Below are 15,382 nucleotides of genomic sequence, written 5' to 3'. Positions count from 1 at the left end.
GGTCACTGCTGATGGCTCCGGGTCGAGCCAGGCGGAGCAATGCCGCGTATGACCGTTCTTGTCTGCTTCACGGGTGGCGTGTGCCGTGCGGTTCGACGGGTGCGCGTTTTTTCTGCCTTCCTTTGATGGCCGCCGAGAGCGACTGAGGCCCGGCCGTGTCGTGCCCGCAGCCCTGACGTGGGCGCCGCCCGGGCTCGAGGGGGAGACGTGGTCCGTGCTACCCGGCGTCCCCTATGCATAACGGTGTGTATCCTGACAAATCAGCCAATGTGCGCGATGATCGGCGTATGCCATGGGGTTCGCGAAGGCATAGCCCGACAACCGATCCGGATCGCTCCGCGAAACGTGTCTCCGGTAAAGGGAACCTTTCGACCGCGGACGAGGAACTGCTCCGCGCTCTGTACGCCGAGCACGCCCGGCCACTGTTCCACTACGTGTTGCGACTCACCTCGGGAGACTGGCAATGGGCAGAGGACGTCGTGCAGGAGACGTTGCTGCGGGCGTGGCAGCATCCCGCGGCTTTCGAGCCCGAACGCGGCCCGGCTCGGGCATGGTTGTGCACGGTCGCCCGGCGCCTGGTCATCGATGCTCACCGGGCCCGGCGGGCCAGGGTCGCCGAGGACGGTGGCGAGGCGTTGGAGCGGGCCGCCCAGCAGACACCGGGCGAGGACCAGATCGAGCAGGCACTGCAGAGCTGGGCGGTGGCAGAGGCCGTTCGGACGCTGTCCCCGGACCATCGCGCCGTTCTTCTGGAGACGTACTACCGAGGCCGGACCATGGCAGAGGCAGCGCGTGTGCTGGGTGTTCCGCTGGGCACGGTGAAGTCGCGGTCGTACTACGCCCTGCACGCCCTACGGCTTGCACTGCAGGAGCGGGGCATCGAGCCATGACGGTGGCCTGGAGGAGGTGCCGGCCATGAGCCAGGACCACGACAGCCTCCGGCTGGCGTTGGGCGGATATGTTCTCGGTACGCTGCCTCCCGCGGAGATGGAGCAGGTGAGCGCCCATCTCGCGGAATGCGATGAGTGCCGGGCGGAACACGCGCAGATGGCCGGATTGCCCGCGCTGCTCTCGACGGTGACCGGAGCGGACGTCATGGGCGAGACGGTTGCCGCAGCCGACGGTGACCTCGCCGATCGGCTGGTGGCGCGGGCCGCTGAGGGCGCCCAGGCCTCTTTGACCGTGCGGCCCGACTCTGCCGCCGCGCCGCCCCGTTCCGAAGCCGGCCTGCTGGACAGACTGCTCCGGCAGGCCGCCGCCCGGCGACGCAGGACCTGGCGTCTGCAACTGGCCGGTGCCGCCGCTTCCCTGACGTTCTTGGCAGCGGCGGTCGGCGGCACATGGCTGGCCACCGTCGGTTCCGTGAGCAGTGAGGCGACACCGCCCGGTCCGACCGCGCCGGCCCCGCTGCGCACCTTCACCGGGCACGACCCCGCGACCGGCGTCTCCGCCACGGTGAAGGTCTCACCCTCCGCCTGGGGCAGCACTCTGCAGGTCTCCGCCAAGGGAGCGCCCGCCGGAATCACCTGCCGACTGAAGGTGGTCGGGACCGGCGGGGCAACGGCGGACGGTGCGACCTGGCGTGCAGGCTCCTACCCCTCCGCTACCACCATCCCGGGGTCCGCCCCCATGGCTCCGGACGACATCGGGCACCTTGAGATCGTTGCGGGCAACGGCCAGAAGCTGGTCACCATGCAGGCGTGAGGGCGGCGGGGAGACGCCCGGGGGGTCCTTGTCCGGGCCCACGACCCTGCGTGGGCGTACGGCCGGTATCCGCGCGGCGATGTGCGCGCCCGTCGCGTCAATGGAGCGGCGTGCGAGCTGAACAAGGCTCGGCGTCGGGTGTGCAGCGGCATGGCCATTCGCACCGCTCTGTTGCGGACGTCCGGGACGGTCCCAAAACCCTGGTGCAGCCGCCGCCGGGAGGTCCGTGCTCGGAGTTCCAACGAGCCCGGTCGCTCTCCGAGTTCGGGATCGGATTCCGGCAGGGTTGCGTAGGTGTGCGCACCTCACCGCAGGCGCCGAATCCGACCCGCGAAGAGCTCGGAAAAAAGGGATGAATACCCTGAACCGATCGGCGTGCGGCGACGTGGAACTCGATGAGCGCTCCTACGCAGGATCCGGCATACCGGCCGCCCCTTCATGTACTCGGCGGCACCCCACGTTCCGGTCTCCGCACCCCCACAGAAGAGCCAGAAGATCATGCTTGTGACCGATTCCCCCTGCCCGAGCCCACCGCTCTCCGAGCCTTGCCGACGCCAGGCGACGCTCAGCCTGCCCGCGCGGGAAGCACACGTCTCCGTCGCTCGTCACTTCGCTGCCGAGCTGCTGCAGAGCTGGAGCGTGCCCGAGAGGGAACGGGACTCCGCCGTTCTCATCATCGACGAACTCACCGCCAACGCAGCGCAGTACGGCCGGGAGCGCATGACCCTGCAACTCGTTCTCGAAGACTGCATGCTGCACATCGTGGTCAGTGACTCCGGAACGGCTGTTGAGCATTCACACTCCCACATCGCCCCGGACGAACACGGCCGCGGTACGGGCATCGTCAGCTGCCTCGCGCAGTCGACCGAAATCTGCCAGACGCGCGGCGGCCGTGAAGTGCGGGCCCGTCTGAGGTGCTCGGCACGATCTGCCTAGGACTTCCGTACGGTCGCCACACCCCTGCGCGGGCCGGCACCACGTCACTGCGGTGGTCATCGGCCTCCGAACAGGGCGGCGCCCGGGGATCCGTAGACATCCCCGTGGGGGCAGCCGACGACGCCACCGAATGCGCGCTCTCGACCCACAAGCCATGTCCGATCGACGGCTGCTCCAGCCGGCCCGCGGTGTCCGCACGGACACCGGCGAACCGGGCGGCCACCGAGCCAGGCGGCCGTGACCACAGCACGGCCCTGTGCAGACGCTGCGGCGCCGACCTACCGGCCGCGGTGACCGAGGATGCCGCCGCGGACACCAGCACTCCGTCCCCGCAGCAGACGTACGAGAACGCCCCCGACCTGCGCCGCGAGCTGCACCAGGTGCTTGCGCTCGGGGCTGAACGCGACGGCCGCCGGCCAAGGAGCGCCACCGGCCCGCCGACCGACGGGGCCGTCGCCGACCGCGCCTGGCTGCTGCGCCGGGCGGCGCTCATGGACCGGATGGCCCTGAACGACCCGAGCCCCGGGCCGGTCGGCGCCGCCGTACGAACCGCCGGGCAACTCGTGCTGTACGACCGTCGGCATCCTCACCTGGTGGCCGGCCCGCATCAACCCGACGCGACGGGACGGGACTTCAGCCACCGCGGGTACGTTCGCCAGGAATACACCGCGTGGACCGCCGCCGGGCGCCCCGGCACCTGACCCGCTCCGAGCGGGAAGGCCCGCGGCAACGGTTGGTCAGCAAGGCGGTTGCCGCGGAGCTGCTCTCGCCACCGCCGGTGCCTGACCGGTGCATCTCCGACCGCCTTGCCCGGTACGGACTGCCCACCATCGAGCGGAGCGCGCCGAAAGCGTTCTTGTGACGTCGGGCGGTGGTCGACGAGGGCCCCGAAACCGCGAAGCGAGTGGGGGCCACCGTCGAACCGTCGGACGCATGTTGCCCCGGCGCGGAGGCTGCCGCGTTCCCGTAGTCACTGTGAATCTGCCGACTGTTCGGGGGCGTCCAGCGGGTTGTCGGCCATCCTCGTCTCCAGGCTGGACCGTACGGCGCCCGCGGCGGAGCTGTCGGGCTTGCGGGCAGCCTGGTCCTGGAAGCACGTCAGAAACTCCGTGGCGAACCCGAGCCGGGGATGGCGTTCGAGTACTGCGGCCCTGAAATCGGGAGCGAAGTCGTCAGCGTTCCTGCCGACGACTTCCAGAGCCGTCGCCTTGCACAGTACGTGCCCTTCGGGATCCATGGACACGTCGACCTCGGGCCACATGTGTCGAACGATGACCTCCGCCAGTCGCCGGCGTCGCTCTGCCGGCCACCCTGCGCCGGCTGTGAACACCCGGGCCACATCGCTGCCGGCCACCTCGAACGGAACCGTGTGGCTGTCGAATTCCCGCACCAGGCCCACGTCATGAAACAGAGCGGCCACGTACAGCAACTCGGAATCGACCGAGATTCCCTGCGCCATGGCACGGGCCGCCGCCCAGATGTAGGACCGCACGGAATGGTTGAGCAGCGCGGGGGAGTGGTATGCGGACGCCACCTCCAGGGCGGCGCTCGACGCGGCCGTGTCCGGGGCTGGGACGTCACTCAGCGCAATGCCGGCCACTGCGGGCTCGACGCCGTTCGTCGATCGTTGGTCGCGCACGGAATGGTCTTCCTCTCGGAATGTGCCGCCTCGTCAGCCGAGGCCGCATGGCATCGATGTGGTGGCAGCGGGTGGTGCCCCGCGGTGGGGAACAGCGTCGCAAGGCTGAGCGCAGTTGTCCGGTCGCCTCACCGAGCAGGAGAGGTTCCAGGCAAGCGACGATCTTTGCGTCTCGACCGGAAATCCGGGCAGGCTCAGTCGCCGGCCGCAGCACAGGCCAAACCGCGGGCCACCACGTACTGAAGCGACGAAGGTCTCGCGTCCGGAAGCACCGGCCGGGTGCGCTTCACCCCGTGTAGACCGGGTGCGTAAGGTACGAGCGGCCCGGAGCCGTGTGCGCCGGGCCGCGTCGGTCGCGTGGACGACGCGAGCCAGGGGCCGAGAACCGGGGGTGGCGGGGGAATGGCGGACGCGGCGGACGTGGGGTGTACGGAGGAGACCGGCGAGACGAGCGGGGGGCGGATCGCACCCCTGGACCGGCAGGTGTTCGTCGTGGCAGGCGTGGTCTTCGCCGTGCTGATGGTGTTGTCCTCGCGCTACGGCTTCCACCGCGACGAGCTCTACTTCCTCGACTGTGCCCGACATCTGCAGGCGAGTTATGTGGACCAGCCGGCGCTCGCGCCGCTGCTGGCCCGGGTGTCGCTGTCTCTCTTCGGGGTTTCGGCAGAAGGCTTGCGGCTGTGGTCCGCACTGGCCGCCGCGGGCACGGTGGTCGTGGGCGGGCTGACCGCACGGGAGTTCGGCGGGGTGCGGCGGGCCCAGCTGCTCGCGGCGATCGCGACGGGCACCATGCCCGTGCTGCTGGGCAGCGCGCATGTCGCCAACACGACGGCGTACGAAATGCTGGCGTGGGCGGCGATCGCGTTTGTGGTCGTGCGGATCGGCCGCACCGGCGACACGCGGTGGTGGCTCGCCGTGGGAGCGCTGGTCGGTCTCGGCGCGGAGTTCAACCACCTCGCGGCGATCTTCGGGGTCGTCCTGCTGGCTGCGACGCTGCTCGGCCCGGCCCGCCGGACCATGGTCGACCGGTGGCTGCTCGCGGGCGCGCTGATCGCCGTGGTGGTTGTGCTTCCCGATCTGTGGTGGCAGGCGCAGCACGGTTGGGCGATGTTCGCGATGACGCAGGCGCTGAACGGGGAGCACGGAGGTGCAGGCAACGTTCTCACCTGGATCGGGGGCCAGCTGGGCATGTCCTGCCTGGCGATGGTCGTGCTGTGGGTGGCGGGCCTCAAGTTTCTGTGGCGGTCAGGGCGGCCGCTGTGGCAGTGCCTGGTCGTCGCGTACGCCGTGTTGTTCGTGCTGTTCGCGGTGACGACCGGAGCGCAGGTGTACTACCTCGCCGGGCTGTATGTGTGCCTGCTTGCGGCCGGAGCTGTGGGCCTCGACGGGTGGCTGCACTCACGCCCGGAGCGGCTGCGCGGACTGATGGTGGGAACCGCCGTCTCGGCCGCGCTGTCCGCCGTGATCGTGCTGCCGGTGCTACCGCCCTCCGGTGTGGGCTGGACGTACGGCATCAGCTCGAATTCGGGGGAGATGCTGGGCTGGCCCCAGCTGGTCGGCACCGTGGGGCGGGTATGGACCGGGCTCCCGGCCGGGCAGCGCGAGAACGCGGTGATCTTCGCGGCGGACTACGGCGAGGCCGGCGCCATCAACGAACTGGGCCGCGGCGCCGGGCTGCCCACGGCCGCAGGTGCCCAGAACACCGACTGGTGGTGGGGCCCCGGCGCAACGCACGCCACGACCGTGGTGGCCATCGCCCCTGGCCCCGACTACGCCCCCGACTACGCCGCCCGCCTGCGCCACTACTTCCGGCACGTCCGTGTCGCCGCCACACTCTCCAATCCCGATGGCGTGCACAACATCGAGTGGGGCGGTCACGTCTACGTCTGCACCGACCCCCGCCGCCCCTGGGGCGAGACGTGGCCCGAGTTGCGCACCTACGCATGACGCCGCGCCTGCGCGGGAGGTGAAGGAGGGTGGTGCGGACCCGTGTCGTCGGCGACGCCGTCGCGGTGAGACGCATCCGCGGGTGCCTCGGAAGTCGCTTCATCGGCGGGGTGACCGATGCGGTGACGCAGGTCGTACCTGGTGCCGATTCCGAAGAAGAACGATGGGCAGCGATCCAAGACACCTCCGTGAACGCTTCGGGATCGAATAGTTCGGCGATTTCCGAACCGGTCGTACCCGGTTTGCTGTTCTCCGGTGGTCGACCGGCTTTCAGGATGTGTTCAGGTTTCGGCGGTCATGGCCAATTGAATTGATCGCTCCTTATGGTTGGATATTTCTCGGAGGGTGCCAGCTCCTGCCGCGGGGAGCTGGCACCCTGTCGGACAATCAAGCAGGAGCAATCGATGGTGGAGCAGTCGAGCGTGCTCGCCGACGGCGACGCGGCGGGCGCGAAGGCAACGTCGGCTACCGGTAAGTCGGTGATGAAGAAATTGCCCGAGGTCACTCTGGCCTTCTGGGTCATGAAGATCGCCGCGACGACACTGGGCGAGACGGCCGGGGACCTTTTCGCACAGACGTTGCAGATCGGTTATTTTCTCACCACGATCGCGCTCTTCCTGCTCTTCGTGGTCACGTTGGTGATTCAGTTGCGGTCCGGTCGCTACCACCCCTTTTTCTACTGGACCGTGATCCTCTCGACCAGTATGGCCGGCACCACGATGTCCGATTTCATGAACCGGGACGCGAGTGCCGAGTACCTCTCCAGCGGGACGAGTTCGCTCGGTTGGGGGCCGCAGGGACTCGGTATGGGCTATCCGGCGGGAGCAGCGATCCTCGTCTCGATCCTCCTCGCGATTTTCGTCGTGTGGAAGCTGAGTGGTATGACGTTCCAGATCCGCGACATCGTCACGTTCCGGGGCGAGGCCCTTTTCTGGGCGGCGATTCTTGTGTCCAACACACTCGGAACGTCAATGGGTGACTTTCTGTCCGACAGCTCCGGCCTTGGCTACGGAGGCGGCGCACTGCTGGTGGTTGGAGCGCTGGCGGTGCTGGTGGTGTTGATGAGGGTTCCGACCGTGCCGAACACACTGCTGTTCTGGATCGCCTTCGTTCTTACCCGGCCGCTTGGCGCCACAGCGGGTGATTTCCTCACCAAGCCGGTCGCCAAGGGCGGGTTGAACCTCGGCACGATCGGCTCGTCGGCGGTTCTGCTTGCCGTGCTGCTGGCTCTGATGGCCTATGCCCACATGCGGGAACGGAAGGCGGTCGGCCGACCGCAGGCGGAGCCGGAGTCGGTTGCCCGGCGAGTGAGTTGATGGTTCACAGGCGCAGCCGTCTCCTGCTGCGAAGGTCCTGAGCGCCGCCTGCCACCGCGAGTGGACACGGTCATTCGCGAATCTGTGACACGGTTGTGTGCTGCGCATGGTGCCACTGCGCGTTGTCAACCAACTCGTCACTGTCGGATGCGGCGTTGACCAGGCTGGTGCAGCACAGAATCAGCAGCAGGGCGCCGGCTGCGAAGGGCAGGCGTCGGCGTGTCGGTGGGGGGCCCAGCAGGGCGCGCACGCGTTGCGGGACGTCGCCGCCGGCCGCGGCCAGGGCGGCGGGACGTGGCGTACCGGCGGATGCGAGCGCGGCGCGACCGACGGCTCGGGCGACGATCACGCGATCGCCGGTCTGCGCGGCGGCGTCTTCGTCTGCCCAGCGTTCCAGGACGAAGGCGCCGGTGTGGGCCAGGGGGCGCAGCAGCGGGTTCACGGCGGACGTAAGCCGCCAGACGGTCTTGAAGGCATGGTGCTTTCCCCGCAGATGGGCCCGCTCGTGCATCAGCAGCGCGTGGCGCTCCTCGTCACCCAGGCACTTGAGCATGCCCCGGGACACCACGATCCTTCCAGGCCTGCCGGGTAGGGCGAAGGCCAGGGGGGTGTCGTCGTCGAGTACGGCCAACTCCGTGTCGCCAGGCAGGCGAGCACATTCCCGGCGGGCCCGGACGATGTGGCGAGTCTGGCTGACGGCTGCGATCCCGAGGGAGATCAGGCCGGCAGTCAGCACGAGCGCGCTGGTGGCCGCGACGCCGAGATACACGGGATCATCGTCCCGCAGTGCAGCCGCCGACCAGTGGCCCTCCGCCGCGACTTGGGGGATCTGCGCGACGCCGGTGAAGGCCAGCAACGCCAGTGAGCCCGTCCAGCCGCCCGCTGTGACGAGGGCGGCCAAGGCCAGGGCCCAAGCGGCCGGGCGCGGGGCAAGCCGGCGCGCCGGACGCGGCGCGAGCGCCGTGAGCACGGCGGTTACGACGAAGGGTACGTAGACACTGATCAACACGTCGTCACAACCTAGTGCCTCAGGGCCCGTCACCGTCACGCGTGTCGTGCTCGGACAGCAGGTGCTGCAGTAGTTCCTCGTCCTGCTCGGAGAGCTCCGAGACGAAGCGGGTCAGCACCGCCTCTCGATCCGAGCCGCTGTCCAGCAGTGTCCGCATGCGCTGCGCGGTGTGCGACGCCTCGTCCGAAGCCGGTGTGTACGCATACCCGCGGCCCTCACGGTGCCGGACGAGCACGCCCTTGTCGTGGAGACGCGACAGGATCGTCAGCACGGTGGTGTAGGCGAGATCGCCCTGCAGTCGCTCACGAACGCGGCCCGCAGTCAGTGGACGGTCGGCAGCCCACAGCGCGGCAAGTACATCGCTCTCCAGTTCGCCACGCGCCCGCCTGCCGGATCCGCCGGGTGTCTCCTCGCCGTTGGGGTCGCTCACCGTCCGTCTTCCCTCCTGCCGTGTCAGCACAGGCTACCCGGCATGCCTACTACTAGTTGTAGGAGGTATGCTCCGGGCTTCGAAACGCGAACTACTACATCTTGTAGATTCTGCAGCCCTCGTCGGGCGGAGGAGCAGCCCACCCATGCCTCATATCGGACGTACGCTTCCGCGCCCCGCGGCGACGTGTCCTGTACCGGCCCCCTGGGGACAGGAGACGCGCCCCGGGCGCGTCGCCATCGTCTCCGCGAGCGTCGGCGCCGGCCACGACGGCGCCGCCGCCGAACTGGCCCGGCGCCTCGAGGGCGACGGCCTCACGGTGGACCGGTACGACCTGCTGGACCTGTTGCCTGTGCGGCTCGGGCGGGCGGTCCAGGAGATCTACCACCGCATGCTCGTTCGTGCGCCCTGGGCCTACCAGCGGATCTACTCCAGGACCGAGCGCGCCGGAGGGGGTGGCCGGCTGGCGCGGACGCTGCTCCGCTCCGCCGAGGACCGGGTTCTCCGCGCTCTGTCTCCGGATACCGGTGCGGTCGTCTCGACCTATCCCGGGGCCAGTCGCGTGCTCGGCAATCTGCGGCTGGAAGGGCGGCTGACCGTCCCCGTCCTGACCTACCTGACCGACTTCTCCGTGCATCCGCTGTGGGTGGCGGAGGGTGTAGACGTCCACCTGGCTGCTCATGCGGTGCCGGCTCACCAGGCGCGGGCAGCCGGGGCGCGGGATGTGCGAATCTGCGGACCGGTCACCGATCCGCGTTTCCGGCCGGGCAACGGGCAGGACCGCGACCAGGGCCGCTCCGGCTTCGGTCTGCCGGAGAGGACGCCGCTGGCCTTGCTGGTCGCCGGCTCCTGGGGTGTCGGGCCGGTCCGGCAGGTCGCTCAGGAGCTGCGTGACTGCGGTGCCGCTGTGCCGGTCGTCGTCTGTGGGCGCAACGAGGCACTCGCGGCGCGACTGCGTGCCGACGGGATCGAGCACGTCTTCGGCTGGGTCGACGACATGCCCGCCCTGATGCATGCCGCTGACGTCCTCGTGCAGAACGCAGGCGGCCTGACCTCTCTGGAAGCATTCGCCGCAGGCTTGCCGGTCGCGAGTTACCGCTGCATACCCGGCCACGGTCTGACCAATGCCGCCGCGCTCGATGAAGCCGGGGCGGCTGTGTGGATCCGCAACGCCGACGGCCTCAAGAAGGTGCTCTGCGACCTCATCGACGGATCGCTCGGGCGGCAGCAACGCGACGTGGGTCTGGACCTGTTCGCGAAGGCGCCGGGTGAGGGCCCGGCGGCTGAGATCGCCCGCCTGTGCTTCTCCGAAACTTTCCCGCAAGGCTCCGCGCCGCCAGGGCAGCACCACTCCAAGCCTCTCGCCCGTCGACGTCTCGCGCCTCGCCCACGCGTCACCACGACCGCAGCCCTTGCGGGCGCCGTATGGGCGAGCGCCGTGGGAGCGGGATTCGCGGCAACGCATCACGCCCCCGGCCTTGTGCACACCATCGGCCACAGCTTCGACCTGGACGACCTCGCTCCCGGCCATCGACCTGAAGGACATCACTCGTGACCGCCACCCGACTGGTTCGCAGTGCCGCACTGGCGGTCCTCCCCACCCTGGCCGTCGCCCACGCCGCCCCGGTGATCTCCACTTTCGGGCCGCTGCGCAGGCGGCTCATGCCCCGCCTCTCGGGTCGAGGCCGCCCGGACCACGTGGCCCTGACCTTCGACGACGGACCCGACCCCCTTTCCACCCCGTTCTTCCTGAAGGTGCTCGACGAGCGGAACATCCGTGCGACCTTCTTCCTGCTCGGCAGGGAGGCACGCCGGTCTCCCGGTGTGGTCCAGGAGATCGTGGCGGCCGGCCACGAGGTAGCTGTGCACGGCTGGCTGCACCGGCCGCTTCTGCTGCGCGGCCCACGAGCCACGTACGACGACCTCGCCCGGGCCCGCGACACCCTCGCCGCGATCACGGGGGAGCGACCCACGCTCTTCCGTCCCCCGTACGGCGTCATGTCGACGTACGCCCATCACGCCGCCCGGCGCCTCGGACTCACTCCCGTGCTGTGGACCTGCTGGGGAGAGGACTGGACTGCCAGGGCCACGCCGCAGTCCGTCCACCGCACGGTCACGGCCGACCTGGACGGAGGCGGAACCATCCTGCTCCACGACTCCGACTGCACCTCCGCGCCCGGGGCCTGGCGCTCTGCGCTGGGCGCACTGCCGCGCATTCTCGACACATGTGAGCAGCGCCGCCTCGAAGTCGGGCCTCTGCGCGAGCACGGGTGGTTGCAGGACGTCTATGAAGACACACCCTCGCCGGGAACGCATCACCGCCGTCGATCGTCTACAGTTCTGTAGACCGTCTACCGTGCTGTAGTCGATCATGGTGTGCCCCGCTGCTCACCTCAAGGCCACAGGGAAAGGCTTTCGCTGAATGACCACACCGCTGCACCTGGCCTCGCAGCTCGCCGTGAACGTGCTGGACGCCCAGTCCCTGCTGACCGCCTTCGGCGTGGTGGGCGTGGGCGTGGTGCTGTTCGCAGAGACGGGACTGCTCATCGGGTTCTTCCTGCCCGGAGACTCCTTGCTGTTCACCGCCGGACTCCTGTGCACGGGGACGGCGGACCGGGCCGTGCAGCTGTCGCTGATACCGCTGCTCCTCTCAGCTGCCGTCGGTGCCCTGGCCGGGGCGCAGTGCGGCTATCTGATCGGCCGCCGGGCGGGCGGAGCGCTGGTCGCCCGCAGTCGTTCGCAGCGTCTGCACGACGGCATGAAGCGGGCCGAAGAGCTCTTGGAACGCTATGGGTACGCCAAGGCGATCGTCCTGGCGAGATTCATCCCGGTTGTGCGGACCGTGCTCAACCCGATGGCGGGCGCGCTCGAAGTCCCCGTGCGGACCTTCACGCTGTGGCAGGTGACCGGTGGCCTCGTCTGGGCCGTCGGTGTCACGCTCGCAGGGTATGTGCTGGGCTCCTCGATCCCGAACGTCGACCACTACCTCCTGCCCCTGATCGCGCTGGTCGTCGTGGTGTCGCTGATCCCGCTGCTCGGCGAAGTCCTGCGATCCCGGCGTGCCGCCGGCCCGAGGGCGAGGCACAAGTGATCCTCGCCTTCGACGGGTCGTCCATCGACGGTTCCCTCTACTCGGACGTCGTTGCCCGCGCGCATCACTCGGCCGACTGGCTCGACGACACGGTCTCGGTCTGGTCGACCTACGGACTCCTGGTGTTCGCCGTCCTTGCCGTCATCGGCTGGTGGCGGGCCCGGCGGGTCAGCCCGGCGGCCGCGGTCACGACGCTGGCCGTACCGGTCGTCGTGGTCGCCGCATACGGAGTGGACCTGCTCCTGAAGGCGGCCGTACGGGAGAACCGCCCCTGCCAGAGCCTGCGGGTGACAACGCTGGATGCCTGCCCGGCACACGGCGACTGGTCGTTCCCCAGCAACCATGCGGCCATCGCCGCGGCCGCCGCAGTGGCCCTGTTCTTCGTCTCGCGCCTCCTCGGCGCGATCGCGGGGGTCGCGGCCGCGGCGTTGGCGGTCTCCCGGGTCTGGGTCGGCGTGCACTATCCCCACGACGTCCTGGCAGGCGTGCTCGTCGGCGGCCTGGTGGCGTGGGCTGCGACGTTCGTCGTACGACGGCAGTCGGGGAGTCTGGTGCGGCGGCTCACCTCCAGACGTCTCGGCGCACTGCTGCTCGCCTCATGAGCCGCCCTGATGTCTCCGGCCCGGCCGGCTGGATCGCTCTCGGGGCCGGAACCGCGTTCGTGATCCTCGCCGCTGCCGTCCATGCCGATACGCCGCACTGGCCGGACGACCGGTTCCTGTCCTGGTCGGTCGCACACCGCTCGCATCCTGCCGTGACTGTGGCACGCGGTGTGACCGCCACCGGAACCGGCGCCGTCCCCTATGTCCTTGCCGCCCTGGCAGGCATCCTCGCAGGACGGTCGCCGAAGCAGCGCCTGCTCGCCACCGTGCTCTGTCTCGCTTGCCTCGGAGCGGGCCAAACCCTGCGATTCGAGGTGATGCAACTCGTCCATCGGACCCGGCCACCCACGACGGACTGGGCGGCGCACGCAACGCGTTGGGCCTTCCCCTCGGGTCACACCACAACGTCTGCCCTCGCTGCCGGAGTACTGATCGCCGCCGTGTCGCTGTGGGCCCCGCGTGGCGCGACGCCGCTGCGGATCGTCATCGGCTGTTGGGCACTGCTCGTCGGCCTGACCCGCATCTACCTGGGCGTCCACTGGTCCACCGACGTTCTTGGCGGATGGCTGTTCGCGGTCGGCTGGCTGGGGGCCTGCCTGTGGGCCCTGGCCCGGTGGCTCCCCGACTCGTTCACACAAGGTGCGGCCATGGGCCGAAGACCGGCGGAGGACCATGCACCCCAAAATCCTCATCGTTGAAGACGATCACGCCCTGCGGGATGTGCTGCGCCGGTATCTGTCCGACGAAGACTTCATCCCCGTCGCCGCCGCCGACGGCGCGAGCGCACTACGACTGGCAACGGGCGACATCGCGGCGGCCGTCCTGGACGTCGGACTACCCGACGCAGACGGGCGGGACGTGTGCCAGGCGATGCGCGCCAACGGCTTTCTCGCCCCTGTCCTCTTCCTGACCGCTCGCCACCAGATCACCGACCGCCTGTCCGGGTTCGCGGCAGGAGGCGACGACTACCTGGTCAAGCCGTTCCATCTGGCCGAACTCGTCGCTCGACTCAGGGCCCTTCTCAAGCGAGCAGCCCCGCAGACCGCGATGTCGGCCGGCGATCTCGTCCTCGACGCGGTGAACCACAGCATGTCCGCACCCGGAGCCCGCATCGCCCTGTCCCCGACCGAGTTCCGGCTGCTGGCCACACTCACCGCCGCCGACGGCACCATCGTGCGCCGCAGAGACCTGGTCCGGGCCGCCTGGCCAGAAGGAGCGCACGTCAGTGACAACACCCTGGACCAGTACCTGAGCCGGCTGCGCCGCAAGCTGCGCGAGGTGGGCAGCGACCTGACGATCGGTACGGCGCGTGGAATCGGACACCGCCTGTCATGAAGGGACTCTTGGCGCACCTGGCGCCCCGCACCCTGCGGGGACGCCTTTCCCTCGTGGCCCTGACGGCCGCATCGCTGCTGATGACCATCCTGACCGTGGTTTTCAACGTAGTAATGGATCGGCACCTGCAGCATCAGGCCGACGACGAACTACGCAACCGGGCAGCCGCCGTCGCCACGACTATCGACATGAGCGGCCCCCACGTACGCGTCCTGGAAACCGTCAACGACCGCCTCCTCGATACGAACGTGTGGATCCTCGAAGGTGGGCGTCTGGTGGAGAAGCCACCGTCCGCCGCGTCCGCCGGGCCGCTGTACCAAGCCGTCGACCGGCTGGCCGCACAGTCGGGGCGCGCCTGCGCGACCGTGACCGCCCGCGGTGAGCGGCCTCTGCGTCTGTGTTCCGAGCCCTTGTCGGGTGGGCGCGGTGGCGCCGCGGTCGTGACCGCCCTGGATCTCGGCCCCTACCGCAGTTCGGCCGACACACTGCTCCTCGGCTCGCTGGTACTGGATGCCGTGATGCTCCTGTGCACGTACGTGCTCACCCGTCTGTCCGTCGCTCGTGCCCTTCGTCCGGTACGGACGATGACCGATCAGGCAACCCAGTGGAGTGCCGTGCACTCCGACGACCGCTTCGGTGCCAAGGATCACCCGGCGGAACTCACCCGCCTGGGCACCTCATTGGACGCGCTCTTGGACCGCATACGGACCGCGCTGCGATACGAACAGCAGCTGACCGCAGAGCTGTCTCACGAACTGCGCACCCCACTCACCCGGATCATCACCGAACTCGACTGGTGGACACGCCGTCCGCGCTCCGCGGAGGAGACGCGTGCCATCCAATCGGTGATCGGGGAGGCTGCTCAGGCCATGCGCACGATCTGCGACACCCTCTTGAACGACGCCCGAGAGAGCGCGCGCAACCCGGCGACCGTGCCCGGAACAGCAGACGTCGTCTCCGTCCTGGGCGGCATGGTTCGGCACGTGGAGGCACCGGATCAGGTGCGCAAGGCCGTAGAGGCCGAGACCTCGGTGCTCGAGGTGGGCGTTCCGCCCGCCCTGCTCGAACGCATCGTCAGCCCACTGCTCACCAACGCAGTTCGTTACGCACGCTCGAGCGTAAAGGTCGGCGCGCGGAGCATCCCGGGCGCGGTGTGGATCGATGTCGTCGACGACGGCCCCGGTGTGCCGCAGGCGTTCATCTCCGAGCTGTTCCAGCCAGGTCGGCGTGCCGACGCCGACGACGGCCACGACGGCGCCGGCCTGGGGTTGCCCCTTGCCCGACGTCTCGCCCGGGCAGTCGGCGGTGAAGTGTCCTACGACGCCGCCCACGCACCTGGCGCCAGGTTCACCATCAGTCTGCCGGCCGGCTGA

At 69.4% G+C, this 15,382-nt stretch carries 16 protein-coding genes; 13 read left to right on the top strand and 3 right to left on the bottom strand.

The genetic code is table 11. From position 1 onward, the window contains the following. Nucleotides 1-287: 287 nt before the first annotated feature. The 4 genes from ACSHXN_RS02570 (at nucleotide 288) to ACSHXN_RS02555 (ending at nucleotide 3,341) form a co-directional block, all read left to right on the top strand. Nucleotides 288-890: a sigma-70 family RNA polymerase sigma factor gene (locus ACSHXN_RS02570; RefSeq protein WP_355140290.1), complete on the top strand. Its 603-nt coding sequence runs from the start codon at nucleotides 288-290 to the stop codon at nucleotides 888-890. A 25-nt stretch (nucleotides 891-915) separates the two neighbouring features. Continuing rightward, the gene (locus ACSHXN_RS02565; RefSeq protein WP_438302545.1) at nucleotides 916-1,704 is read left to right on the top strand and encodes an anti-sigma factor family protein; all 789 of its coding nucleotides are present in this window, start codon (nucleotides 916-918) and stop codon (nucleotides 1,702-1,704) included. Nucleotides 1,705-2,208: 504 nt separating this feature from the next. After that, nucleotides 2,209-2,640 carry an ATP-binding protein gene (locus ACSHXN_RS02560; protein WP_438302544.1) on the top strand — a complete coding sequence of 144 codons (432 nt, stop codon included), beginning with the start codon at nucleotides 2,209-2,211 and terminating at the stop codon, nucleotides 2,638-2,640. Between the two features lie 188 nt (nucleotides 2,641-2,828). Next, entirely contained in the window at nucleotides 2,829-3,341 is a 513-nt protein-coding gene (locus ACSHXN_RS02555; protein ID WP_438302543.1) for a hypothetical protein, read from the top strand. Nucleotides 3,342-3,610: 269 nt separating this feature from the next. Here the strand turns inward: ACSHXN_RS02555 and ACSHXN_RS02550 are convergent, their stop codons facing one another. After that, nucleotides 3,611-4,279 carry an HD domain-containing protein gene (locus tag ACSHXN_RS02550; RefSeq protein ID WP_438302542.1) on the bottom strand — a complete coding sequence of 223 codons (669 nt, stop codon included), beginning with the start codon at nucleotides 4,277-4,279 and terminating at the stop codon, nucleotides 3,611-3,613. Between the two features lie 402 nt (nucleotides 4,280-4,681). Between ACSHXN_RS02550 and ACSHXN_RS02545 the strand changes: the two genes are divergently transcribed. Together ACSHXN_RS02545 and ACSHXN_RS02540 are read left to right on the top strand one after the other, a co-directional pair. Then, entirely contained in the window at nucleotides 4,682-6,226 is a 1,545-nt protein-coding gene (locus ACSHXN_RS02545; protein WP_438302541.1) for an ArnT family glycosyltransferase, read from the top strand. Nucleotides 6,227-6,630: 404 nt separating this feature from the next. Then, nucleotides 6,631-7,542, top strand: a complete 912-nt coding sequence (locus ACSHXN_RS02540; protein ID WP_438302540.1) for a COG4705 family protein — start codon at nucleotides 6,631-6,633, stop codon at nucleotides 7,540-7,542. A gap of 70 nt (nucleotides 7,543-7,612) precedes the next feature. Here the strand turns inward: ACSHXN_RS02540 and ACSHXN_RS02535 are convergent, their stop codons facing one another. Beyond that, a complete protein-coding gene (locus ACSHXN_RS02535) occupies nucleotides 7,613-8,551 on the bottom strand; it encodes a M56 family metallopeptidase (protein ID WP_438302539.1) in 939 nt (312 codons plus the stop codon). A 19-nt stretch (nucleotides 8,552-8,570) separates the two neighbouring features. Further along, nucleotides 8,571-8,981 carry a BlaI/MecI/CopY family transcriptional regulator gene (locus ACSHXN_RS02530; protein WP_438302538.1) on the bottom strand — a complete coding sequence of 137 codons (411 nt, stop codon included), beginning with the start codon at nucleotides 8,979-8,981 and terminating at the stop codon, nucleotides 8,571-8,573. A gap of 145 nt (nucleotides 8,982-9,126) precedes the next feature. Here ACSHXN_RS02530 and ACSHXN_RS02525 point away from each other — a divergent pair, with 145 nt between their 5' ends. The 7 genes from ACSHXN_RS02525 (at nucleotide 9,127) to ACSHXN_RS02495 (ending at nucleotide 15,382) form a co-directional block, all read left to right on the top strand. Continuing rightward, the gene (locus ACSHXN_RS02525; RefSeq protein ID WP_438302537.1) at nucleotides 9,127-10,536 is read left to right on the top strand and encodes a glycosyltransferase; all 1,410 of its coding nucleotides are present in this window, start codon (nucleotides 9,127-9,129) and stop codon (nucleotides 10,534-10,536) included. After that, entirely contained in the window at nucleotides 10,533-11,327 is a 795-nt protein-coding gene (locus ACSHXN_RS02520) for a polysaccharide deacetylase family protein (protein WP_356112517.1), read from the top strand. The genes ACSHXN_RS02525 and ACSHXN_RS02520 overlap by 4 nt, the downstream gene beginning before the upstream one ends. Before the next feature lie 76 nt (nucleotides 11,328-11,403). Beyond that, complete coding sequence (locus ACSHXN_RS02515) at nucleotides 11,404-12,072, top strand: DedA family protein (protein WP_355140301.1); 669 nt, start codon at nucleotides 11,404-11,406, stop codon at nucleotides 12,070-12,072. Next, nucleotides 12,069-12,674, top strand: a complete 606-nt coding sequence (locus tag ACSHXN_RS02510; protein ID WP_438302536.1) for a phosphatase PAP2 family protein — start codon at nucleotides 12,069-12,071, stop codon at nucleotides 12,672-12,674. The genes ACSHXN_RS02515 and ACSHXN_RS02510 overlap by 4 nt, the downstream gene beginning before the upstream one ends. After that, nucleotides 12,671-13,372, top strand: a complete 702-nt coding sequence (locus ACSHXN_RS02505) for a phosphatase PAP2 family protein (RefSeq protein WP_356112513.1) — start codon at nucleotides 12,671-12,673, stop codon at nucleotides 13,370-13,372. Before ACSHXN_RS02510 ends, ACSHXN_RS02505 begins: the two co-directional genes overlap by 4 nt. Beyond that, on the top strand, nucleotides 13,347-14,009 hold the full coding sequence (locus ACSHXN_RS02500) for a response regulator transcription factor (protein ID WP_355140304.1): 663 nt from the start codon (nucleotides 13,347-13,349) through the stop codon (nucleotides 14,007-14,009). Before ACSHXN_RS02505 ends, ACSHXN_RS02500 begins: the two co-directional genes overlap by 26 nt. Beyond that, nucleotides 14,006-15,382: a sensor histidine kinase gene (locus ACSHXN_RS02495; protein ID WP_438302535.1), complete on the top strand. Its 1,377-nt coding sequence runs from the start codon at nucleotides 14,006-14,008 to the stop codon at nucleotides 15,380-15,382. The genes ACSHXN_RS02500 and ACSHXN_RS02495 overlap by 4 nt, the downstream gene beginning before the upstream one ends.

The organism is Streptomyces sp. HUAS TT11, from assembly GCF_051553595.1.
Classification (GTDB): domain Bacteria; phylum Actinomycetota; class Actinomycetes; order Streptomycetales; family Streptomycetaceae; genus Streptomyces.
The sequence above is the reverse complement of the archived record's forward strand: the minus strand, read 5'-3'. Positions and strand labels throughout refer to the sequence as shown.